The organism is Stenotrophomonas sp. 278 (assembly GCF_003935715.1).
GTDB lineage: Bacteria > Pseudomonadota > Gammaproteobacteria > Xanthomonadales > Xanthomonadaceae > Stenotrophomonas > Stenotrophomonas maltophilia_AH.
In genome coordinates this window covers 24005-46989 of record NZ_RHPP01000017.1, presented here as the reverse complement: position 1 = coordinate 46989, position 22985 = coordinate 24005, and the positions used below count along the sequence as shown (strand labels likewise).

At 67.7% G+C, this 22985-nt stretch carries 9 protein-coding genes; 4 read left to right on the top strand and 5 right to left on the bottom strand.

From position 1 onward, the window contains the following. Positions 1 to 413 (top strand): diguanylate cyclase (locus EGJ34_RS04905; RefSeq protein WP_125359425.1); only part of this gene is annotated, 413 nt, incomplete at its 5' end. On the opposite strand, the gene EGJ34_RS04900 is transcribed toward EGJ34_RS04905, so the two are convergent. The 5 genes from EGJ34_RS04900 to EGJ34_RS04885 all read right to left on the bottom strand — a co-directional run bounded on the left by EGJ34_RS04900 (position 410) and on the right by EGJ34_RS04885 (position 17701). Beyond that, entirely contained in the window at positions 410 to 1423 is a 1014-nt protein-coding gene (locus EGJ34_RS04900; protein WP_185750068.1) for an OmpA family protein, read from the bottom strand. The genes EGJ34_RS04905 and EGJ34_RS04900 overlap by 4 nt on opposite strands. A gap of 10 nt (positions 1424 to 1433) precedes the next feature. Beyond that, positions 1434 to 4787 (bottom strand): Ig-like domain-containing protein, encoded by a 3354-nt coding sequence (locus tag EGJ34_RS22110; protein WP_185750067.1) that lies wholly within the window; start codon positions 4785 to 4787, stop codon positions 1434 to 1436. Further along, entirely contained in the window at positions 4784 to 14329 is a 9546-nt protein-coding gene (locus EGJ34_RS04895) for an SdrD B-like domain-containing protein (RefSeq protein ID WP_125359423.1), read from the bottom strand. Before EGJ34_RS04895 ends, EGJ34_RS22110 begins: the two co-directional genes overlap by 4 nt. 262 nt (positions 14330 to 14591) lie before the next feature. Next, positions 14592 to 15341 (bottom strand): response regulator transcription factor, encoded by a 750-nt coding sequence (locus EGJ34_RS04890; RefSeq protein WP_125359422.1) that lies wholly within the window; start codon positions 15339 to 15341, stop codon positions 14592 to 14594. A gap of 212 nt (positions 15342 to 15553) precedes the next feature. Beyond that, the gene (locus tag EGJ34_RS04885; RefSeq protein ID WP_125359421.1) at positions 15554 to 17701 is read right to left on the bottom strand and encodes a S46 family peptidase; all 2148 of its coding nucleotides are present in this window, start codon (positions 17699 to 17701) and stop codon (positions 15554 to 15556) included. Positions 17702 to 17824: 123 nt separating this feature from the next. Between EGJ34_RS04885 and EGJ34_RS04880 the strand changes: the two genes are divergently transcribed. The 3 genes from EGJ34_RS04880 to EGJ34_RS04870 are packed head-to-tail and all read left to right on the top strand — an operon-like array spanning position 17825 to position 22551. Next, a complete protein-coding gene (locus EGJ34_RS04880) occupies positions 17825 to 19501 on the top strand; it encodes a molecular chaperone HscC (protein WP_125359420.1) in 1677 nt (558 codons plus the stop codon). 46 nt (positions 19502 to 19547) lie between these two features. Continuing rightward, a complete protein-coding gene (locus EGJ34_RS04875) occupies positions 19548 to 21116 on the top strand; it encodes a J domain-containing protein (protein ID WP_125359419.1) in 1569 nt (522 codons plus the stop codon). A gap of 4 nt (positions 21117 to 21120) precedes the next feature. Next, positions 21121 to 22551, top strand: coding sequence for a hypothetical protein (locus tag EGJ34_RS04870; RefSeq protein WP_125359418.1), 1431 nt, complete (start codon positions 21121 to 21123; stop codon positions 22549 to 22551). The last annotated feature ends 434 nt before the right edge of the window (positions 22552 to 22985 follow it).

The window sequence follows — 22985 nt, the reverse complement described above, 5'->3', positions numbered from 1 at the left end:
GCCACGACGTGGTGGCACGCTGGGGTGGCGCGGGTTTCCTGGTCGCCCGCCACGACACCCAGGCACAGGCCGCACAGGCGCTGGCCAGCCACCTGTGCCTGCAGATGGAGCGCCTGGTGATCGAACTGGCCCCTGGCCAGCACCTGACCGTCACGGCCAGCATCGGCCTCGCCCCATTGCCGCTGTTTGCTGATACATCTGCGGCACTGGAGGACAGCCTGCGCGCCGCCGACCGCGCCCTGCAGAGTGCGCGACGCAGTGGCCAGAACGCGTGGGCCAGCCTGTGGGGCGAACGCGCCGGGCAGGACGTGGACCTCTATGCCCTGCTGCACGACCCGGCTGATGCGATGGCGCGCGGCTGGCTGTCGTTGTCCGGCAGCCGGCCGATGCCGTGGACGCCGGCCCGCTACTAGCGGGCCACCTCGAAGCGCACTTCCACCCGGCGGTTGGGCAGCAGGCATTCCAGCAGCGCCGCACGCGGGGTGACGCCCGCGCACTGCTGCACCTGCTGGGTGTCGCCGCGGTACTCGTAACGCACCTTCGCCGGGTCGATGCCGCGACCGATCAGCAGGTCGCGCACGGTCTTCGCACGCCGTTCGGACAGCGCCTGGTTGGCATCGAAGCCGCGTCCCTGCATGCGGTCGGCATGACCGACCAGAGCCACCGATTGCAGTTGCAGCTTTTCACTGGCGATGCTGGCCAGGGCACGGTCGATGCTTTCCAGCGAGTAAGTCCGGATGTCGCGGTAGCCGTCACGATCAAACTCGAACAGCACGTTGGCAACCAGCGGGCCCGGCGCGGCGCTCACGGCCGCCGGTGCTGCGGCGCACTGGCGTGCCGCCGCCTCGGCATCGTTGACCAGTTCCTCGGCAATCTGGATGTACGGCTTGGAATGCCGCCACTGCTGCTGGTTGAACTCGTTGCCGGCATGCACCAGCTCGACTTCACCGCAGGCGACCTGCTGCTGCGCGCACATGAAACCCGGGCTGCCCTGCACAACCCGCAGGCGCTGCCACAGGTCATCACGCAGGTACCTGGCATTGTTCACCAGCGGCGTATCGACAGGCATCGGCTGCACGCCCTGCTCCATGCCGTTGATCAGCTTTTCCGATTCGGTCAGCGCCAGCTGCGGGAAGTCGCTGCGGTCGTTGCGGCTGTACTCGTGGAACGACACATCCAGCCAGCACTGGGCCTTGGCCAGGTGGTAATCGCGGATCGGGCGACCACCATCGTTCAGCGCCTGGATGCGGCCCTGGGTGGCCTCATATGCGGCGTGGTCAGCATGGATCGCCTGGTCGGTGATGCGCTGCTGCTCGGGGGCCAGCTGGGTCTGCTGCGCCGACGCGGAAGCAGCGACGCCGGCCAGCAGGGCGACAGCGAGGGCGGTGTGTGCGCAGCGGGTCATGCGGGTGGAGTCTTTCATCAGGGCATCCTCAGCGGGCCGGGTCGCGGTAGCGGACGGGGTCCGGCCGGAACACGTCTTCGTCGAACTTGAAGCGCAGGCGCAGGAACACGCCCTGCTGGGTGTATTCGTAACCGTTGAGGTCACGGTCGCCGGCAAAGCCGGTCCAGTTGTAGCCGGCTGACAGCCACAGGTTCTGGCGCAGCAGGCGGCCCACTTCCAGGCCATAGGCGTACTGGTTGGCACCGGACTGGCCACGGAAGGTGGAGCCGAGCACGCCGATGTCCCAGTTCTCGGTGATGTCGTACACCACGCGCGCGGAGAACAGCATGGCACGGAAGCGGCTGTTGACGCGTGCGCCGTCGCTGTAGGCGAACTGGTCCTGCTGCCATTTGCCGGCCACGCGCCCGGTCAGCCACCACGCCCGCGAGGGATGCCAGTCGGCATGGGTGGAAACGATGTGCGCGCGCGTGCGTACGTCCTGGCTGCTGCCGTCGACAATGCCGCCGTCCATCAGGGTCAGCCCGCTCTCGTCGCGCTCCAGCTTGTACTCGTAGCGGGCGAGAGCGTTGATCCGGTTGCGGTCGGTATCGCGGTAGGCCACGCCCAGCTGGAAACGATCCTGCAGCACATCGCCACGCGCGTCGTAGCGCGTGCTCAACAGATAGTTGCGGCCGAGCAGGGTCCAGTCGCGGCTGAGCTTTCGCGCCAGCATGAACTGCACCAGGGTGGTATCGAACGCCTCATTGGTCTCCGTTTCGGCCACATCGTCGGAGATCCGGTGCTCGACCCGGAACGCGCCACGCCACAACGGATTGGCGCTGTAGTCCAGGCCCAGCGCCAGACCGGTGCTGTCACCGGTGCTCCCGTCGATCACCTTGACGTGCTCGGCCGAACTGCTCAGGCGCAGGCCCTGGGCAATATCCCAGGTGTTGCGGATGCCGGACGCGGTCTGCACATCACGTCCGCTGATCGCATCACGCAGGCGGTACTCGCTGAAGGTCTGGGTGTCGCGCAGATAGCTGCTGTCGATACCGAACACCAGCGCGTCCGCCTCACGGTCGGTGGTGGTGATGCCATAGGCGCTGGTCAACCCGGTCTGCTTCTCGTAGCGGCCATACAGGCGGCTGCGCTCGAACACCTGGTAGTCCAGGCCGGCCGCCAGGCGGCGACGGTCCTCGCCGCTGACGCTGTTTTCCACCTCGGCACCCGCGCTGAAGCGGTCGGTAAGGCGATAGCCCAGGCCGATACGGGCACTGTCTGATTCGAGTTCGGTGCCCACCGGCAGATCGCTGGTAAGCGGGCTGCCACTGCTGCCCGCGTTGATCACCATCAAGCCCGTGGCCGGATCCAGCGCCTGCTGGCCGTAGCCCAGTGCACCGCCGCCCGAACCGGTGGCGAAGCCACCGGTCAGCCCACTGGCATTGCCAAACGGTACGCCCGAGGACCACGGCGAGGTGACGCCGATGGTTTCGCGGATGCTGCGCACGCCCAGGTCGACGGTCAGGCGCTCGGTGGCGGCCACGCGCACACCGGCACCGCCGGCATCGCGCTCGCCACCATCCGGATTGCGGTCCTCGCTGCGCAGGCCTTCCAGGTACAGCTCCAGGCGCGGACCGACGCGATAGCTCAGCTGCGCGTTGTACTCGCCACGGCCGCCGTACAGCGGTGACGCAGGATTGTTGAAGGCCGGGTCGGTCCGGGCCGCGAACAGGCGTGCGTCGAGGCGGTCCGTGTCATGCGCGAACTCGAGCCGCCAGGCGTTGCCTTCCACTTCACCGGTTACGTCCTTCAGGCCCTGCGAAGTGACCTGGTTGAGGGTGTTGGTGTTGACTTCGCTGCTCGTGCGCGCGAACTCGGCCACCAGCAGGGTGTTGTCGCCGAACCGGTAGCTGGCGTTTGCGCTGCCCATCCGGAAGGCGGCGTAGGGGTTGCGGTCCTCCACTGCCGCTGCACCGACCTCCATGCGCTCGGTCAGCTTGACCTGCGCATCGGCCCCGCCGACCCAGAACTTCTCGGTGTCCTGGTCCAGTTCATAGGTGATGCGCAGCGATACCGGGTTGAGGTCGCTGTCGAACGCCGGCAGGAACTGGTTGAGCAGGATGCGGCCGGAGAACGGCTCGAAGCTGTAATCCACCAGCCGCGCCAGCGCGCGCACTGCGACGATGCGGGTCGGCTGGTTGCGGTCGCGGGTGATCACTTCCACACGCTCGCTGCCTTCCAGCACCGCATTGTTGCGCAGCGCATAGGGGCCGCTGCCCTGGCTGCGGAACTCCTCGATCACCTGGCGCAGCGAGTCCTGCATGGCGAACACATTGCTGCGCACGCGCTCGCTTTCGAAGTGCCAGCCCAGGCCGGTCGCAGTGCGGTTGTAAGTGCCCAGGCTGCGCTGCGGGATCGGGCCGCTGCCACCGATGCCGGTCGCCGTGGCCAGGCTGTCGCCGGTCTGGAAGTCGCCGTACAGGAGGTAGCTGCGTTTGTTGTCGATGCGCACGTACAGCCGCTCGGCCGAGCGCGCATCAAAGCCGCGCAGCGAGCTGTCGCCGTACACCGGGTAGAACTCCTCCGGCTGGATGTCACGCAGCAGGCGGCCCCGGGTGTCCTTGTCCGAATCGTACGCGGCGGTGAGCAGGTACTCACCCTTGATCCGGCCCTTGACGAAGAAGGCGGTACGCGCGGCAGCATTGGCCTTGCCGTTGTTGAACTGGCGTTCCCAGCGTCGGATGTCACGGTCGAAGGCATCGTGGTTTTCCACCGGTGCGATCGCACTGGCGTTGCCACGGCGACGGAAATTGATGATGCCTTCCACCAGGCCGGTGGCCAGCAGCTCGCGCATTTCCGGCAGGAAGCCGATGCTGCCCTGTGCGGTCTGGTCGCCGGCGGTCACCCGCAGCAGCACGTCCTGCGGATCATGCGGCGCGATCAGTTCGAATTCGGCCGCGCCATCGACCACCTGCAGCTGCACGCCCGGGGTGACCTTGTCGGCGTCCAGCGCGCCCGGGCCGAACTCGTCGGTGCGAGATCCCGGCAGACGGATGCGACCGCCGCTGTTCTCGATGGTGATGTAGTGGGTGCCGGACAATGGACGCGCGTTACCATCCAGCAACTGCACGCGCACCTGCACGGCGCTCTGTCCGTCGGCGGGCACGCCGTCGCGGTCCAGTTCGACCACGATGCGGTCGAGCACGTCGCTGCGCGCGGCCAGCGCGCGCGGCGCAGTGTCCACGCTGACCGGGCTGCGCGGGTACAGGGTGCTGGCATCCCCCAGCACCGGGGTGAAGCGACCGGGGGTGCCGGTGCTCTGGGCGAAGGCCGGCATGGCCGCCAGGGCACAGGCAAGCAGGCTCAGGCGCGGCAGGCCGCGCGTCAGGAGTGCGTGGCTCATGGCTGGCCCTCCGTCGCCGCGTCCTTGGCGGGCGGTAGTTCTCGCGGATGCACGATCGGTCTCTGGTTGGCCGTGTCTGTGGCCTGCTGCGGGGCCCGCGCCGGCTTGCTTTCGAAGCGCAGCGCACCCTGGCCGGGTTCGGTTTCCGGCGCGCTCACTTCACCCTGGGTACGGCGTGCCTTGACCTGCTCCAGCACCGGGTTGGCACAGCTGCCTTCAATGAAGTCGGCGCGGTGCAGCTCGCCGTTCTTCAGGTCCAGGAACAGGCTGTCAGCGTCGCCGAGGTTGCGGTTGCTGCTGGTGGTCAGGCGCGCACCACGCGGCAGCGTGCTGGCGTCGACCTTCAGGGTGTGGCTCTGCGCCGGCAGTCCGCAGTAGCTGTACTTGCCCTCCGAGTCGCTGATGACCCAGGTGCCGTCGGAGAAGTACATGCGCACGCCCGGAATGCCCAGTTCTTCGCGGTCCTGCACGTGGTTGTTGTTGCAGTCCACGAACACCTTGCCGAGCACACAGGCCTGGTCGGTGAACACAGCACCGGTGACCCGCACGCGATACTCGGCGCGGTTGGAAGCCAGTGCGCCGGGCAGCGGAGCGATACCAACCGGATCGATGCAGCCGCCGGCGATGGAACAGCCATGGGCCTGCGCGCGGTTGACACCGTCGCCCTGCTGCGCGCCCACGCCGACCCGTACGCGGTAGGTCAGCACGATCTGTCCGCCCACGCTGATCGGACCGACGCCGAAGCCCAGCAGCGGACCCGGCTTGCCGGCCGGATCGGCCACCGCGCGACCGTCAGCGCGTGCGGTGCCGTCGATGTAGGTGAAGCCGCGCGGCAGGCGGTCGATCACGTTCACCGACTGCAGCGCGCTGCCTGCGGTCTGGCGGACGGTGATGGTGTACTGCACGGTGTCACCGATTTCCGCGGTCTGGCGATCACCGCTCTTGCTGATCACCAGACCCGTGGCCACTGCGGTATCCAGCGGCAGATGGTTGTGCACCACCGAGGCCGTGGCCGAACCGGCGAACAGGGTCAGGTAGTACTGCGTCGCCGTACCGACCGCACCGGTCGGGGCGTCGCTGTTGGGCTGCACCACGTGGTTGGCCCCGGCCGAACCGGCCGGCGACAGCGCACCGCTCTGCGGCGGAATCAGCGTCGACACGAACTGGTAGCCACCCGGCGGGGTCACCACCAGCTGGAACTCGCAGCGGGCAGGCGCAGCCGGACCGAAGGCGAACTGATAGAAGCCTTCGCTGCCTACGGTCATGGCGATGCTGCTGCCTTCAATGCGATAGCCACCGCCGCTGCCGTTGAGAATGCTGGTGGCAGGATCGAAGCCGCTGCACAGTCCCACCGGACTCAGCGTCACCACTGCGCCCGGCACCACGTCACGGGTGGTGGCGTCGTACACCACGCCCGACGGGTCGACCGGCAGGCTCTGCTGGGCCAGGTGCTGGCCGGCGGCCAAAACCACTTCCAGCTGGCTCACACCGGTGTCGCTGGTGCGGCAGGCGCTGACGCCACTGCGCGCGATCGCGCCTTCGGTATCGCAGGCGGTCTGAACGCCGTTGGCGGTTTCGCGGGTGACCGGGAACGGCCACAGCACGCTCGAACGGGGGTCGCGGAAGCGGATGTTCCACTTCACCCCCGGCAGCACATCCGCAAAACGGTAGCTGCCGTCGGCCGCGGTGACCGTGCTGGCCGCGAGCTGGCCGCTGGCCGGGTCGACCAGCTCGACGATCCACGCCGGCAGTCGCTGGTCGGCACCGTCGAGCAGCTGGTCGTCGTTGCCGACGTCGTACCACACGGTGCCACCGACCGAGGCGCTGAGCTGCACGGCATTGGGCACGCGGCAGGCGTTCTGGGTGATGGCCACATCACACAGCGGCAGCTCGCTGACCTCGCCTTCAAATGCAGCGCGTTCGGCCGGGGTCGGCGCGCGGAACGGGTTCTCACCACCGCCTTCCACCAGCACCGCGTTGTTGACGGTGCCGGCTTCGGCCGCTGCCGCGCTCACGCGCACCTGCACGGCGATGCTGTCCGGCGAGATCTCACCGGCACCGAGCACGCGCTGACTGACGCAGCTGAAGCGCACCGCGCCCGGCTCACCGGTACAGGTCCATCCGGTGCCGACCGGCACGCTGTCCAGGCTCAGCCCGGCCGGCAGGCGGTCGTGAACGGTGTACTCGCCACGGCTGGGCTGCTGCCCGCTGTTGCGCACCTGCACGGTGTAACCGGCCATGTTGTTGACGGTGAAGCGGGTGACGGTCGAAGCCTTGGTGACCATCAGGTCCGGCGAGTCGCCGATTTCACCGAAGTCGTTGTCGATCGAATCCGCGCCCAGCGGCAGCACGATCTGGCTGATCATCGAGGGCACGGTGGCGCGGTCGGTGACCACGCCCACCGGGGTGCCGTCGATGGTGCCGGCACGGGTGATGCCATTGAGCGTCTGCGGCGGCTGGGTCGGCTCGGTCACCTGATAGGTACCCGGGCGCAGGTCGTCGAAGCGGTAGCGGCCCTCGGCATCGGTGGTCTGGCTGAGCGACACCGGCTGGCCGAGGTCGTCGCTGCCGTCCAGCACCACGCTGACGCCGGCAATGCCACCCTCGCCCGTGTCCACGCGGCCGTTGTCGTTGCTGTCGTTGTAGACGCGACCGCTGATCCGGCTGACCGGAATCTCGCCAAAGTTGTTGTGGATCGACTGCTGGTTCACGCCCAGCGGCACCGCGCTGATCTGCGATACCTGCGTACCGGGTGCGGTCACTGTGCCGCCGGTGCTGCCGGCGACGGTGCGGCCATCCCGGGTGCCGGTGGGCTGGTCGGGCTCGCTGACCACATAGGTACCCGGCGGCAGCTCGGCGAAGCTGTAGCTGCCGTCGGCATCGGTCACGGTGCTGCGGGTGATGGTGTTGCTGGTGACGTCGGTGCCACTCAGCAGTACGCGCACGCCGGCCAGACCGGTTTCGGCCGGATCAACCACGCCATCATTGTTGTGGTCCAGCCACACCCTGCCGCTGATGCCGCTGTTGAGTGGCAGCTCGCCGAACAGGTTGTCGATCGAGACGACACCGGGCACGCGCAGATCGATGTTGCTGATCCGGCTCGGCACGGTGCTGACCGGCGTTGCGGTGCCCTGCGGCGCGCCGTCCACGGTGCCGGCAGTGGTGATGCCATTGCTGGTGCCGGCCGGTTGCTGCGGTTCGGTCAGCGTGTACAGGCCCGGCCGCAATCCCACGAAGGCGAATGCGCCGTCGGCATTGGTGCGGGTCTGCAGGTCGATGCTGGCACCGGTATCGTCGGTTCCGGTGAGCTGGATCAGCACGTCTTCGATGCCGGTTTCAGCTGCACCATTGCGGGCACCGTCATTGTCCACGTCGAAGAACACGCTGCCGCTCACCGAGACCGGCAGGATCTCGGCGAAGTTCATGGCAACGGCGTCCTTGCCGGCCGGCAGCAGGATCGCGCCGATCGCGCTGGGCAGCATTGCCACGGTGGTGGGCGTGCCTGCGGGTGAAGCGTCGATCGTGCCGGCGCGCGTCTCACCGTTGAGGGTGGTCACGCCGTTGACCTGGGGCTGGGTCGCCTGCTCAGTCACGCTGTAGGTGCCGGCCAGCAGGTCGTTAAAGCGGTAGTGGCCGTCAGCGTCGGTGACCGCAGCGGTAACCGCGGCACCCAGAGCGTTCAGCGTGCCCGCCGGCAGCTGCAGCTGCACGCCGGCCAGGCCGGGCTCGCCAGCTTCCTGGGTACCGTTGTTGTTGCGATCCAGGAACACGGTGCCGCCCAGCGAGGCCGCGCGTTCGCCGAAGTTGTTGCCGGCTGAGCCGGCCGCCGGCAGGTTGCTGACATCGATGCGGTTGGTCGGCTGCTCGCGGCCGTCCGCCAGCCCGGTCGGCTGGGTCTCGGTGATGCGGTAGTCCTGACCGGCAATCGCGCCGGGGTAGCTGTACTGTCCGTCGGCGTTTGTGACCAGGTCAACCGTGGTGTCGTCGGGCGTGCCGAAGATTCCATCCGCACCCGTGCCCACGATGCGCACCTGCACATCGGGAATGCCGACGTCGCCGGCGTTGAGGGTGCCGTCGTCGTTGCGGTCCAGGTACACGGTACCGGTGATCGGTGCATTGGCCAGCTCGCCGAACAGATAGCCGGTGGCATCCTGGCCGGCCGCAATGGCGACGCCGGAGAACACGTTGGCGACCGCGTTGCTGCCGCGGGTGTCGGCATTGCCGATCGTGTGCTTGCCGTCGAGGTAACCGGCCGGCTGGGTCTGGGTCAGCGTGTAGGTGGTGCCCGCCTGCGGTGGCAATAGGTCGGTGAAGCGGTAGGTACCGGTCGCGTCGGTGACCACCGCCACATTGAGCGCGTTGCCGAGCAGGTCGATGCCGGTCAGGGTCACGGTCACGTTGGCGATGGGATTTTCACCCGCGTCGCGCAGACCGTTGTTGTTGCCGGCCGCCGTGTTGGAGAAATCCTCGAACACCTGGCCGGCGATCGAGCCCAGCTTTTCGCCGAAGTCATTGCCGCTGGAGCCGGTCAACGCCAGTGCGTTCACCGTAATGGTGTTGCTGGCGTTCTCGGCCGCGTTCGCATAGCCCTGCGGCTGGGCCTCGACGATCCGGTAGTTCTGGCCAACCACCAGTTCGTCGAACTCATAGCGACCCTGTGCGTCGGTCTGCGCGGTAACGGCCGCCAGGTCATCGGCGCTGCCGAACGCGCCATCTGCACCGGCACCGGTCAGGGTGACGGTGACCCCCTGCAGCCCACCGTTGGGCTGCGAGTTGCGGGTACCGGCGTCGCCGGCATCGAAATCGCCGTTGCTGTTGCGGTCCAGGTAGACATGGCCGCTGATCGCGGTAATGGCGTCCTCGCCGAAGTTGAACGCGGTGCCATCCTGGCCGCTGGACAGGTCGATGCCGCTGATCCGGTCGGTGGTCGGCGCGTCGCCGGACGTACCGGTGCTGACCGTGCAGCCAGTGCACGCGACGCCGCCGATCAGGCCCGGATTGATCGCGCTGGGCCGGTTGCGGTAGCTGCCGGCAGGCAGCACTTCGCGCAGCGTGTACACCTGCAGCGGATCCAGGGCGTTGAAGGTGTAGCCGCCACTGCTGTCCGTGGTCGCACTGGCCACCGGTGAGCCGCTGGCGTCGAGAAGTTCGACCGTCGCATTGGCAATGGGCGCATCACCTGCGTTGCGGGTGTTGCTGTAGTTGCTGTCCACGTACACGAAACCGGACAACGCGGGACGGCGCACTTCCGGGAAGTTGTAGCGCACCGCATCCACGCCGGCGGTCAGCCCGATGCCGGTGTAGACCGAATCGGCGGAGGCCACCGGAGTGACGGCGGCAAAGGTGCCGCCCGCGGACGGGGCCTGGCCGCCCGTGGTCGGCGGGGCCACCGGCCCGTTGACGTACGTCGCCGGCTGGGTCTGGGTCAGGGTGTAACCGGCTGCATTGGCCGGGGCCAGGTCCTGGAAGCGGTAGGCACCGTTGGCGTCGGTGGTGGCGGTCAGCGATACGGGGTTGCCGTAGGCGTCCTCGCCGGTCAGGTGCACTTCCACGCCGGAGATCAGCGGTTCGCCGGCCTGCACGGTGCCGCCGTTGGCTCCTGCACGGTCACGGTCCTGGAACACCACGCCGGCCAGCGACGAACGTACGACCGTGTGGGTGGTCGTGCCTTCGTCATTACCGGACACCGGGTCGACCTGGTCGCTGGTGGCACGGGCCGTATTGGTACCGGTAGCGTTGGCCGGCAGCGTGGTCCAGCGCGCGGGAATCAGCACGCGGGTGCGACCGTCCAGGGCGAGATCGCCCATCCGGCAGGTGACGTCGCGACCGCTCAGGGTGCAGTTGCCGGTACCGTTGCTCTGCACACCCGGGTCGGCGGTGCTGCCGGCCTTCTGCCAGGTGATCGCAGCAGCGCCGCCGAGCACTTCCAGCCCGGTCGGCAGGGTGTCGGTGACCACGACGCCATCGCCGCGCATCGGCGCATCACCGGCACGGTCACGCGACAGGCTGTGGCCGGGACCGTTATTGACCACGTCCAGCACGAACCAGAACGGCTGGCGCAGACTGATGGTGGTGGCCGCTGCCGGCAAGGCCTGCGTCGGGTCGGGATTCGGGGCGAGTACCACGCTGTACTTGCTGGTGGCCAGGTCAGCGCGGGTACGGATGCTGGTTTCCTGCACCGCGTTGTTGTTGCTGGTGTCGGTCTCGGTTTCGGCCGAACGTGCACTTACCGCGTTGAGCAGGGTTGCCCCGGTGGCCGGCGGCGAGCTCAGGTACTGGTAGACCAGATACAGATAGCTGATCTGGTTGGCAGCAATCACGCCCTGCTCGGTGGTGGACACGCCGATGCTGGGCATGCTGCAAGACAGCGTCTGCGGCGCGGTGGTGGGATTGGTGCTGCCTGCGGCCACCGTGCAGCGCTCGCCCGGTGCTTCCAGAGCACCCTGCGGCGTGGTCGAGGTGCCGGTGCGGCTGCCGACGAACGCGACGTTCGCGCCAGCGGCCGGGGTGATGGTGTCTTCGATGACGGTACGCGTGGCCAGCGACGGGCCTACATTGCGCACGTTTACCTGATACAGGATGTAGTTGTTGGCTTCTTGCCCGGGACGCGAGTCGAAGCCCAGCGGATCGACGCCACCATCAAAGTTCGTGTCGATCTTGTTGACGATCAGGTCGACTTCACCGGCTTCGAAGACCAGTACTGCATTGCGCACGTCGTCGGTGGTGTTGCTGTTGTAGTTGTAGCTGCGGCCGCTGCTGTCGGTCCCATTGGCGGGAATGGCAGTGCCGGTGTTGTCGGGGTCGAAGTGGAAGGTGCCGACGTTGGTGAACTGGCGGCCGGTATTGCCGCTGTTGACGTTCGGGCGGATCACCACGTTCATGGTCTGGGTGGCGTTGTTGGCCATGTCCAGCGGCGCACAGGTCAGGCGCAGCGTGGCCGGGGCACCGCCGGTGTTGAACCAGGACGTTCCGCCCGGCGCGGTGGCCGAGCTGATGGACGCGTCGAACGACGTCACCGCACAGGCGGTGCTGCCGCCGCCGGTGCGCGATGCCGACACCAGCACGAAGCCGGCATCGTTGGCCGGCAAGGTGAAGGTGTCACTGAACACCACGCCGCGTGCCGTGGACGGACCCCGGTTCTGGTAGGTGATGCGGTAGGTGGTGTTGACGCCGGCGCGGCCCGGGCTGCCAGACGTGATGTCCTTGGCGGTGGTGGCGACGTTTGCGACCGGGTCGATCTGTACCCAGTCCGAGGCCGAGTTGTTGCCCGGGTTGGCCTCGCCAATGGCACCGCTGACGGCCGGGTCCACGCTGACCCCGGCGGTGTTGCAGAAGCGGCCTGCCGGCTGTGCCTGCCCGGCACAGGTGGTGGCACCCTGGCTCTGGCTGTCAAACAGCGCGCGGTTGACCCGGAAGGCAATGGTCGCGGTGGCGTTGTTGGCCAGCGGGGTAGTGCCCGAACGGCAGATCCAGCTGCTGCCGGTAAGACCGCAGCTCCAGTTCGCCGGCGTGGTCACCGCGGTCACGCTGGTGGCACCGCTGACAAAGCCCGGAATCGGATCGTTGACCACCACGCCGGTGGTGGCCGCACCGGTGTTGGTGACCTGCAGGGTGTAGGTCACCGACGCATCGGTGTCGCGCAGGATGTTGTCGGCGTCGCCGACTTCATTGGTGCGCTTGGTGATGGACAGGTCGGCGCGTGCATCCGTGGAGCGGCTGGAGGCCCCCGTGCAGTCGTTGCTGGTGTTCGGGTCGAGATTGATGCCACCGCCGGTGGTCGGCTCGGCCGAACCACCGCTGCCGCCGGTACAGGCGGTATTGGTCAGCGTGCCCTGCAGGCGCGCCAGGGTGCGCAGCGTCAGCGTCTGCGAGTACGCGTTGACCGCCACCGGGTAGTTGGTGGTCTGCGTACAGGTCACCACCTGGGCGGTGCTGCCGTTCCAGGCGCGGTCCACGCTGCAGCTGAAGTTGCCTACGGTGATCGGCGTATTGGCGGCGTAGGGATTGCCGTTGGCATCGACCCACTCCTCGCCCAGCGCCAGCGTATCCACAAGCTGCAGATTGCCGGTGACCGTGCGCGGCCCCATGTTCTGCGCCCGTACCGAGGAGGTCATCACGCTGTCGGTGCGCAGGCCGGTGTTGTTCCACACCGGCACCAGCTGCGGTGTCTTGCTTTTGGTCATGCGCAGGTCGGCACCGTCCGGGATGACCGTCAAGCCCACGCTGCCGGTGTTGTTGGCCGCCACCGGGTCCGGCGTGGCCGCGCTGATCACTGCGGTATTGGTCACAGTGCCGCTGCTGTTGGTGCCGGTGGACGGCACCTGCGCCTGGATGTTGATCTGCGCCTGCGTATTCGCTGCGAAGCTGGCCGAGGTGCAGGTCAGCCGGGTGCGCTCGGCATTGTTGGTGCACGACCAGCCGCCGGGGCCGGATATGCCGTTGATGACGAAACCTTCGGGCAACGGGTCGTCAATGACCACGGTGCTGGCTGCGCTGGGGCCGTCATTGCGCGCGGTCAACGTGTAGGTCACCACCGAGCCGGCGGCCGCTGGAGCCGGTGACACCGACTTGGAAAGCAGCAGGTCGGCACCGGCGGTCACCGCCGTGGTGACACTGGCCGAGTTGTTGTTGGGAACCGCGTCCGGCACCGACCCGGCGTTGACCACCGCCGAGTTGACGATGTTGCCGGTGCCGACGTTGACCTTGCCGCGGAAGGTATAGCTGGTGCTCGCTCCGACCGCCAGGGTGCCGTTGTAGGTGCCGTTCTGCTGGTTGAACGCCCAGTCCGCGCCGCTCGGCGCGCCGACCAGGGTGACGTTCGGCGGCAGCGAGTCGACCACGGTGAAACCGGTGGTGATGCTCGGGCCGTTGTTGGTCACGGTCAGGCGATAGGTTACCTCGCCGCCGCCGATCACCTCGGGCTGCGCGGCGGTCTTGCTCAGCTGCAGGTCCGCAGCGGCCTGGATGGTGGTGTTCTGGCTGGTGCGGTTGTTGGCGACGTTGGTGTCGCTGCCGAAGAAGGGGTCGTTGTTCTGCAGGCTGCTGATCGGGGTGTTTGCCGGCGGCAGCGCCGAGGCAAAGCCAATCGCCGCGCGCAGGGTGATGGTGGCCGGCTGCGATGCCAGGGTGGTCACCGGCAGCTTGAATTCGTAAGGGGTGCCGCTGGCGGCCAGGGTCGGGTTGGTGCAGACCACGCGGGTGGTCCCGTTGGCACCGGCCGAGCTGCTGCAACCCGCCGGAGCAGTGCTGCCCAGGGCGGTGCCGGCCGGCAGGTCGAAAATGGTGACGCTGCCGGTGGCGGTGTCATTGGCACCGTTCTCGACCTTGACGTTGTAGATCACCGTGGTGCCCGCCGGCACCGGGTCGTAGCCGGTGTCGGAGAAGTCGGTGATCTGCAGGTCGATGGCCAGCGCCGGCAGCGGCAACAGCAGCAGGGCGGTCAGCGCGCGTCGCAGCCAGGCGTGACGCACGCGCGATGCGCGCGCGCGCTCGAACAACGACACCGCCGCGCAGGTGACTGCGCGATCGCTCTGGCTGGACATGCGTGTTTTCCCCTGTTGCGGTTGCGGCCTGACAGGGGCTGTCGATCAGCGCGTGGCGTACGCGGCCGGTCCAGACGCTCCCTGTCGGGTGGATTGCCGGCGTACAGGCGACCGGCGTCGCCGGCAGGACCGGGCGGCGCGCATTGTGTTGTGAATAATTCGTGAAGTCAGTGCCGCGGCGCTAACGTTTGCTCACCGAAGCTCACAGCAGCTGGGCCACCAAGAGCAGCCGGGCAAGCCCGGCTCTACGGATCGGCGGCAATCAGGCCGCGCCGTCCGTCCACAAATAACCGGCACCCCGCAGCGCGCGCACCGGAAGTACCAGCCCGGTGGCGTTCTGGACGCGGCCACGCAGGCGGTGGACCAGCACGTCCAGCCGGTGCGGATCGAAGTCCCAGGGGGTATCTGTCAATGCGGCAATCAGCGCTTCGCGCTCGACCGGCGCGCTGGGCACGGCCAGCAAGGCGCGCAGGAAACCGCGCTCGGCCCCGGTCAGGGCCAGATTCTTGCCGTTGGGAGCCTGCAGGTTCCAGCCGTCGCTCTGCAGCTGCCAGCTGGGCACGGCCGGTGCGGACCCTGCCGCCGACGCGGGCCGGTCACGGTGAAGGCGCCGGCGGAGGCTGACCAGTGCAGCCGCCAGCAGGTCGCCGGCCACCGGTTTGACCAGATAGACGTCTGCGCCCAAGGCCAGGCCATGGGTCATGTCGTGGGTGCTGCCGCGTCCGGTGAGCATGACGATGCCGATGTCGGCCATGCCGCGCAGGTGGCGGGCCACCGCGTAGCCGTCTTCGCCCGGCAGGCCGATGTCGAGCACCACGATGTCGCAGCGCTCAACGGCCAGGTGCCGATACAACGCCTCGGCGCTGTCCAGTCCGCGCGCGTGCGCGCCACGCCAGCGCAGCTCGTCCACGCTCAGCGCCAGCAGCTCCGGGTCGTCCTCGACCACCCAGACGTGCAGGCCTTCCAATGTCGTCTGCGGGGCCGCGGGATCACCGCGACCGTCTTCCTTCACTGCCACCCGATACCCGTCACATCTACTTGATTCCGGGCCAGTCTGCCCCGGTTTTGCGTCAAATGCGACCCAGGGGGTCCCCCGACCATGGTCGGGGGGCTTCAAAACACCCGGCGCGGTGGGCCGCCACCCGACCAACGGTCGGGTGCTACCGGGTTTGGGGGTCCGGCAGCGCACGACCGTTGGTCGTGCGGTGGCCGCAGGCCAGGCCGTTATTCGGCGGGCACGCCCATTTCCTTCAACAGCTCGGGAGCCGGATAGACCTTGGCCAGCAACCAGCGCAGGTAGCGCATGTCCACGTGCACGGCACGCTTGAAGCGCGGGTCGAACCACCAGCTGGCGCTGACCGACTCCCAGTTGCTGTCAAAATTCAGCCCGATCAGCTCACCGCGCGCATTCAGCACCGGCGAACCCGAGTTGCCACCGGTGGTATCCAGGTTGGTCAGGAAGTTGACCGTCTGGGTCTTCAGCACCGGGTCGGCGGTACTGCCGAAATCACCCTTGGCAATCGCCGCCAGCAGCGGCTTGGGCGCGTCGAACGGATAAGCGTTGGTGTTCTTCTCGACGATGCCGGCCACGGTGGTGACCGGGTCGAAATGCACCGCGTCACGCGGCGACAGCGCTTCCACCTTGCCGTAGCTGATCCGCAGGGTGCGGTTCGCGTCCGGGTACACCGCCCGGCCCTGCTTGGCACGCCAGGCAAACAGCGCCTGCATGTAGGCCGGACGCAGGCGCAGCTGCTCGCCCTCGCGCTGCTTGCGCTGGTCTTCCAGGCGCAGCTGCGCGGCCACCAGCGGGCCGGCGAGGTCAATCAGCGGGTCCCGGGCCAAGGCCTTGCCTTCCTTCGCGGCGGCGAAGCGGCTCAGGCGCTGGGCTTCGTCGCCCAGCGTGGTCGCGGCGTACAGCGTGTCCAACGCCTTGGCGAGGGCGGCCGGGGTACGGCCGAAGGCAGCATCGAACTCGGGCACGCGCTGCGCGTCGGGCAACTGCTGGTAGCGCGTCAGCAGGTTGGTCAGCAGCGCCTTTTCCACCGCCGGCGCGTAACGGCGCTGGACCTGCTTGAGGGTGCCTTCAATCAGCGCCTGGTCGCGCTGCTGGTAGCCGGTTTCACGTTCGGCATCCGGCTTGGCCGACTCGATGCGCAGGCGTTCCAGCATCAGCGCCGAGCGCAGCAGCTGGCTCTGGCTGGCGGCCAGGTCCAGCAGCAGGTCGCGTTCGCCGACCGACGCACCCTGCGACAGCGAAGCGAACAGGGCCTGGATGTCGCCCTGGTACTTTGCGTCGGTGGCCTGCAGCATGGCCGCTTCATCGCTGGCGCGCTGGGCCTTGGCATCGCTGCGCAGCAGGCCTTCCAGCTCGCCGGCGGCGCGCTTGCGGTTGTTCTTCAGCGACTGCAGCTGCGAGGCGTAGCGGGTGCGCGCCTGCGCGTCCTTGGCCGTTGCCGCTTCGATGGTGTCGATCATCTGCTGGAACACATCCACCCGGCGCGGCAGCACCGCGTCGATCTGGCCGGCAAACTCGGCGGCGGTGCGGTGCCGGTAGGTGATGCCCGGGTAGCCGGCCAGCATCGCGTAGTCGCCGGTCTTCGGGCCATCCAGCGCCATCTTCAGGTGCGCCGGCGGCTGGTACGGCACGTTGTCCGGGCTGTAGGCGGCGGGCTTGCCGTCCTTGCCCACATAGGCGCGCAGCAGGGTGAAGTCGCCGGTGTGGCGCGGCCACATGAAGTTGTCGATCTCATCGCCGTAGTTGCCGATCGCCCGCGGCGGCGCGTACACCAGGCGCACGTCGCTCAGTTCAAGCTGGCGGATGCGGTAGAAATCGGTGCCGTAGTACATGTCGGCGATGCTGCAGCGTACGTTGCCGGCGCTTTCGCACTCGGCCACCAGGCGCTTGCTGGCCTTGTCCACCGCGTCGAAATAGGCACGGCCGGTCTTGCCCCGGGCGTCGCGCAGCACTTCGTCGGTGACCTTGTCGAAGCCGGTGGTGACCAGCACGCGGAAGTCCGGGTTGGCCGGGCGCTCGTCGCTGCGGCCGCTGGCGATGAAGCCGTTGTCGATCAGGTTGTGCTCGGGCGAGCTGTTGTACTGGATCACGCCCATCGCCACGTGGTGGTTGGTCAGCAGCAGGCCATCGCCGGAAACGAACGAGCCGGTGCCACCGCCGGCCCGGACCACGGCGCTCAGCGGTGGCGCGGTCACATTGGCCAGATCGGCCGGATTGCCCTTGAAGCCGGCCGCCTTCAGCGGCTTGGCCAGTTCGGGCAGCTGGGTCGGCATCCACATGCCTTCATCGGCGTGGGCGCTGGCGGCCAGGGTCAGCCCAAGGGCCAGGGCGGTGGAGAGAGCGGTGCGTGCGGACATCGGCATTTCCGGCAGTACAGAACAGCCCGGGACCATAGCCGCTGGGGGGTGCGGGGGCAACGGCCAATGGTCAGGTACGACACCGGATGGCTAGAATCACCTCCTTGGCAAGGGGGATTGCAGATGATCGTAGGGATAGATCTCGGTACCACGCATTCGCTGATCGGCGTGCACCGGGCCCAGGGAGGGGAGCTGTTCCCCAATGCACATGGCGACCTGCTGACCCCGTCGGTGGTCAGCCTGGACGGTGACACCGTGCTGGTTGGCAAGCCGGCACAGGACCGGTTGGTCACCCACCCGGAACTGAGCGTGGCCGCCTTCAAGCGGTTGATGGGGACCTCGCACGAGACGAAGCTGGGTGTGCGTCGTTTCCGCCCCGAAGAATTATCCGCGCTGGTGCTGCGTTCCTTGCTGGCCGACGCGGAAGCCGCGCTGGGCGAACGGGTGACCGAAGCGGTGATCAGCGTGCCGGCCTATTTCACCGATGCGCAGCGCAAGGCGACACGCGCCGCCGGCGAGCTGGCCGGCATCAAAGTGGAGCGGCTGATCAACGAGCCCACCGCAGCCGCCCTCGCCTATGGCCTGCGCGACCGCGCGGGCGAAGGCCGGGTGCTGGTGCTGGACCTGGGCGGCGGCACCTTCGACGTTTCCATCCTGGAGCTGTTTGATGGCGTGGTCGAGGTCAATGCCACGGCTGGCGACAACTACCTGGGCGGCGAGGACTTCCTGGAGCTGTTGATCAAGACCTTCTGCCAGCGCAACCGGATCGACCTGGCCCGGCTCAAGCCGGTGGATCTGGCCGTGCTGCGCCAGCGCATGGAGCAGTTCAAGCGTGGCTTGACCGACGAGCGCAGCATCGACCTGGAGCTGAAGCTGGAAGGCACCACTTACACCTGGTCGCTGGACGAGGCCGGTTTTGCGCAGCTGGCCGAACCCCTGCTGCAGCGGATGCGTGCACCGATCGAGCGCGCCATGCGCGATGCCAAGCTGAAGCCGTCCGACCTGGATGACATCGTGCTGGTGGGCGGCGCGGTGCGCATGCCGATGGTGGCGCGCCTGGTCACCCGCATGTTCGGCCGCCTGCCGCTGCGTCATATCCACCCCGACCAGGCCATTGCGCTGGGCGCGACTGTCGCCGCCGGCCTGAAGAGCCGTGACGAGTCGCTGGAGGAAGTGGTACTCACCGACGTGTGCCCCTACACCCTCGGCACCCAGGTCGCGCATCGCGTCGGCAACCAGGTGCAGACCGGCTACTTCCACCCGATCATTCCGCGCAACAGCGTGGTGCCGGTCAGCCGCGAAGACAGCTTCTATCCCATGCACGACGGGCAGAAGCAGGTCCGCATTGATGTATTCCAGGGCGAAAGCCCGATGGTGGAAAAGAACATCAAGCTGGGCGAGATCAACGTGCCGCTGACCGCTGGCCAGGGCGAGAGCGGCGTGGCGGTGCGATTCACCTATGACATCAACGGGCTGTTGCAGGTCGAGGTCACCGAAACCGGCACCGGCAAGCGGCATGAGCTGTTGATCGAGCAGAACCCGGGCCTGATGGACGCCGATGAGATCCGCGAGCGGCTTGAACGCCTGCAGTCGCTGAAGATCCATCCGCGCGAACAGCAGCAGAACCTGGCGCTGATCACCCGTGCCGAGCGCGTCTACGAAGAGTACGTCGCGATGCGAACCAGCGTGCAGGAATGGATCGCGCATTTCCGCAACACACTGGAAACGCAGGATCTGAACCAGATCGAACAGGATCGGAAGCGCTTCGCCAAGGCATTGGACGAACTGGAAACGCTCTGATGTGGCAACGCTCGCGTTGTTGTCCCGCTGATGCGATGAGGAACAGATGAGCTGGGCAATGGAGTGGTTGGGGCTGGAGCCCGACGCAGACGAGCGCGCGATCAAACGTGCGTATGCGAAGCGCCTGAAGCACACGCGGCCGGACGAGGACGCCGCCGGGTTCCAGCAGCTGCACGAGGCCTACCAGGCCGCGCTGGCGTACGCGCAGTATCGTGCCCAGTGGGGCGACGAGGACGAGTACGAGCCGGAGGAAGACGACCAAGCCACATACGCGGAACCGACCGCGCCTGCCTACCCGGTGCTGGACGTTCACGACCCGGTGGTGGCGGTGAGCAGCGGTATCGCACCACCGCAGGAGCGGCAGGAGCGAACAGAGCCGCCCGCCTCTGCCGACCCGGTGCTGGATGCTCACGACCCGGTGGTGCCGGTGAACAGCGGTATCGCACCGCCGCGCGAGCCAAGGGAGCCAAGGGAGCCAAGGGAGCCGCCGCGACGGTCGGTCGTACCGGTCGAGGTGGAACTGCCCGCACCGCTGGACGTGCCGGCGTTCGCACAACGGCTGGTGACCGCCGCGTCGAAGGGACCGCCGCTGGAGTTCGAGCCGTGGCTGCAGCAGCGCCCGGAACTGTGGTCGCTGCGCGACAAGCCGCTGGTGGGATCCCACGTGCTGGACCTGCTGCTGCACACCGGTGCCCCCATCCGCCAGGAAAACTTCGATGCCTTGAGTCGATACTTCGGCTGGGATGAGATCGACAGCCCGCTGGACCCGGATGTCGCCGCCCAGACCCGGCAGCGCCTGCATCGGCATTGGCTGGTACAACCCGGCCACCACGCGTGGCTGGCGTATTACCTGCAAGGCCCGGACGCGCCGTTCAGTGCGGCGCAGGCACAGGTGAACCAGGCCCGGCTCAGCCGTCCCTGGCACCGCCTGCGTGCCGTGCTGACCGCTGCGGTCCCCGGGCGCGCGGGGCTGATCGGACGCATGCTGGCCGGGCTCGGCATCCACACCGCCGAACAGGCTCCCTCACCGCTGCAGCCGGAACAGGTGCGGTTCTGGATGGCGCTCAACCAGTCCGGCCAGCTCAATGCGGCCAAGTGGCAGGTGGCGGCTGCGCGCACCTTGGTGTTCACGCTGGGCTGGCTGCTGCTGATGGGGCTGATGACCCTCGCGGTACCGCCTGAAGGACCGACCCAGGTCGGACACGTGATGGAAATGGTCGTGTTCGGCACCTTGGCGGTGTTCGTCGGCGGCATGCTGATGCTGCCGTTCGGTCAGCTGCTGCACTGGCAATCGACGGATCCAGCCCCCGCGCAGCGCGGCCGACTGCTGCGCCTGCTGCTGGTGCCGATCCTGGCGATCACCTCGGTGCTGATCATTCATGTGCTCGATCAGCGCGTGGCCGGTACGCTGCTGGCCCTGGCCACCCTGGTGATCGCGCTGGTGCGCTGGTGGCGGCGCGGCGACTATGAGTTCCAGTTCAGCGGTTGGACGCTGTTGGCCTTGGTGCCGATCCTGAAGGTGGGTGGCGTGGCGCTGTTGTTCGGCGAGGTTCCGGCCGCGCTCGCGTTGATGGCGTGGGCGCATGATGCGGTGAAGCACAGGGGACGGCGCTGACAGCATGAACGAAGGACTGGAATGGTTGGGTCTGGAGGCCGACGCGGACGAGCGCGCGGTCAAGCGCGCTTATGCACAGCGCCTGCGGGTGACCCGTCCGGACGAGGATCCGGCCGGGTTCCAGCAGTTGCACGAGGCCTATCAGTCGGCGCTGGCGTGGTTGAAGTTCCGGGACGAGTTCTTGCCCGGGACCGAGACCGACGAGAACGAGGACGCCCCGCCGCCGCCGGAGGCAGATCGCCGTCCTGCAGAGGCTCCGCCGGAGCAGCCACCGCTGCCGTTGACACCAGCCGCTGTAACGGAGCCTTCGCAGCCCGGGCTGGATGAGAACCAGTTCGCGCGTACCGCGATCAGGAAGGCCTCCACGACTTCTCCGGAAGCGATGTCGCGCTGGCTGCTGGAGTGCCCTGAACTCTGGTCGGTGAACGACAAAGCGTGGCTCGGCGACGCCCTCCTGCATCGGCTGTACGCGCTGCGTGCGCCCATCCATGAGGACACCTTCGATGTCCTCGCCACGTTCTTTGGCTGGAACGACATCAGCAGTGGCACCGATGCCTTCGAGCTGGAGCATTGCCGCGCACGGTTGCACGACCTGTGGCTGTTACGCCAGAACGATGTCGAAGATCCCACGGTCTACCGCGAGCCGCTGCGCAATGGTCCGGCACCCACCGAGGATGATCCGCGCGTCGCGCGCCTGCGCCGGCCTTGGAACCGGCTGCGTGCGCTGCTGTCCGCCGCCCTGCCCGGTCGCGCCGACGACATGGGCGACCTGCTCGCACGGCTGCGCCTGAAGGAAGGCAGCCGACCGCTGCAGCCACGGCAGGTGGCGTTCTGGAAGGCGCTCAACGTGCGCTACAAGGTCAATGGACCCAAGGTGCAGCTGGCGGCATTCCGCAGCGTACTGCTGGCGGCCGCCTTCGCCGGCTTGATGCTGGTGCTCGGTTTCGCCGATGGATTTGCAGGCGGTCGCTATGGCTACTGGAAGTACAGCGGAATAGCGCTGGGTGGGGCCGTGAGCATCCTGTTGCTGGGCTCGGTCCCATTGCCGGTGCTCGGCTTCGTGCAGTGGCAGATCGGTGCCGAGCATCCACGTCCACGCGGGTGGGTCGTGCGCCTGCTGGTGATTCCGATGCTGGCCTGCACCGCGCTGTGGCTGATGTGGGGCAGCGACATGCGGATTGCCGGGGTGATCCTGGCCTGGCCAGTCGGCGCCCTGGCGCTGGCCCGGTTACTCGTGCGCGGTCCGTTCCGGATGAAGTTCAGTCCCTGGATGATCGGGGTGATCGTGGTGGCGGTCCCGTGGCTGGGGAAGATCGGCCCGCTGCTGGCCGTGGGCGAAATTGCGGCCATCGGCGCGCTGGTGCTGTGGGCCACCGATGCGGTCGCGCAGGTGCCGTTGTCGAATGCACCGCGCAAGCCGCGTGAATCACGTTGATGCCGGGAACCGCGTGTGCTTTGCTCAGGGGTCATGCGTTACCGAATGTTGATCGTTTCACGGCCGTCGTCTGTCGACCGACGCTACCAGTCCAGCCATTCCGATGATGCCCAGCATCGCGGGCATGCCGGCCGTCTCGATCATGCTGATCGGCGCGGTGATGCCTGCCATTTTGATGCTCCCCGTCGGCGCGGTGTGTCTGCCGCGTAGTGACACGCCATGCGTGTCATCGGCCCTGTCACCGCCAGCCGATTCCCGCCTTCAACGTAAATCCCCGCATGCGTCCACGCAGGGATTCACTTGCGTAAGTTCATCGGACTGCCGTCGTCTGCCGGGCGACGCAACCTGAAGCGCACTGCCGCGTGTGTCGCGCACGAGGTGATCGCGACACTGCGCTGGGGTCGATGTCGGTCGCGTCGCTACACTCCACTCCG

What these genes read in the sequence shown, in the direction of transcription:
- EGJ34_RS04895 (WP_125359423.1), bottom strand. Translation starts at nt 14,329, where the DNA reads ATGTCCAGCCAGAGCGATCGCGCAGTCACCTGCGCGGCGGTGTCGTTG.
- EGJ34_RS04875 (WP_125359419.1), top strand. Translation starts at nt 19,548, where the DNA reads ATGAGCTGGGCAATGGAGTGGTTGGGGCTGGAGCCCGACGCAGACGAG.
- EGJ34_RS22110 (WP_185750067.1), bottom strand. Translation starts at nt 4,787, where the DNA reads ATGAGCCACGCACTCCTGACGCGCGGCCTGCCGCGCCTGAGCCTGCTT.
- EGJ34_RS04870 (WP_125359418.1), top strand. Translation starts at nt 21,121, where the DNA reads ATGAACGAAGGACTGGAATGGTTGGGTCTGGAGGCCGACGCGGACGAG.
- EGJ34_RS04900 (WP_185750068.1), bottom strand. Translation starts at nt 1,423, where the DNA reads ATGAAAGACTCCACCCGCATGACCCGCTGCGCACACACCGCCCTCGCT.
- EGJ34_RS04880 (WP_125359420.1), top strand. Translation starts at nt 17,825, where the DNA reads ATGATCGTAGGGATAGATCTCGGTACCACGCATTCGCTGATCGGCGTG.
- EGJ34_RS04885 (WP_125359421.1), bottom strand. Translation starts at nt 17,701, where the DNA reads ATGTCCGCACGCACCGCTCTCTCCACCGCCCTGGCCCTTGGGCTGACC.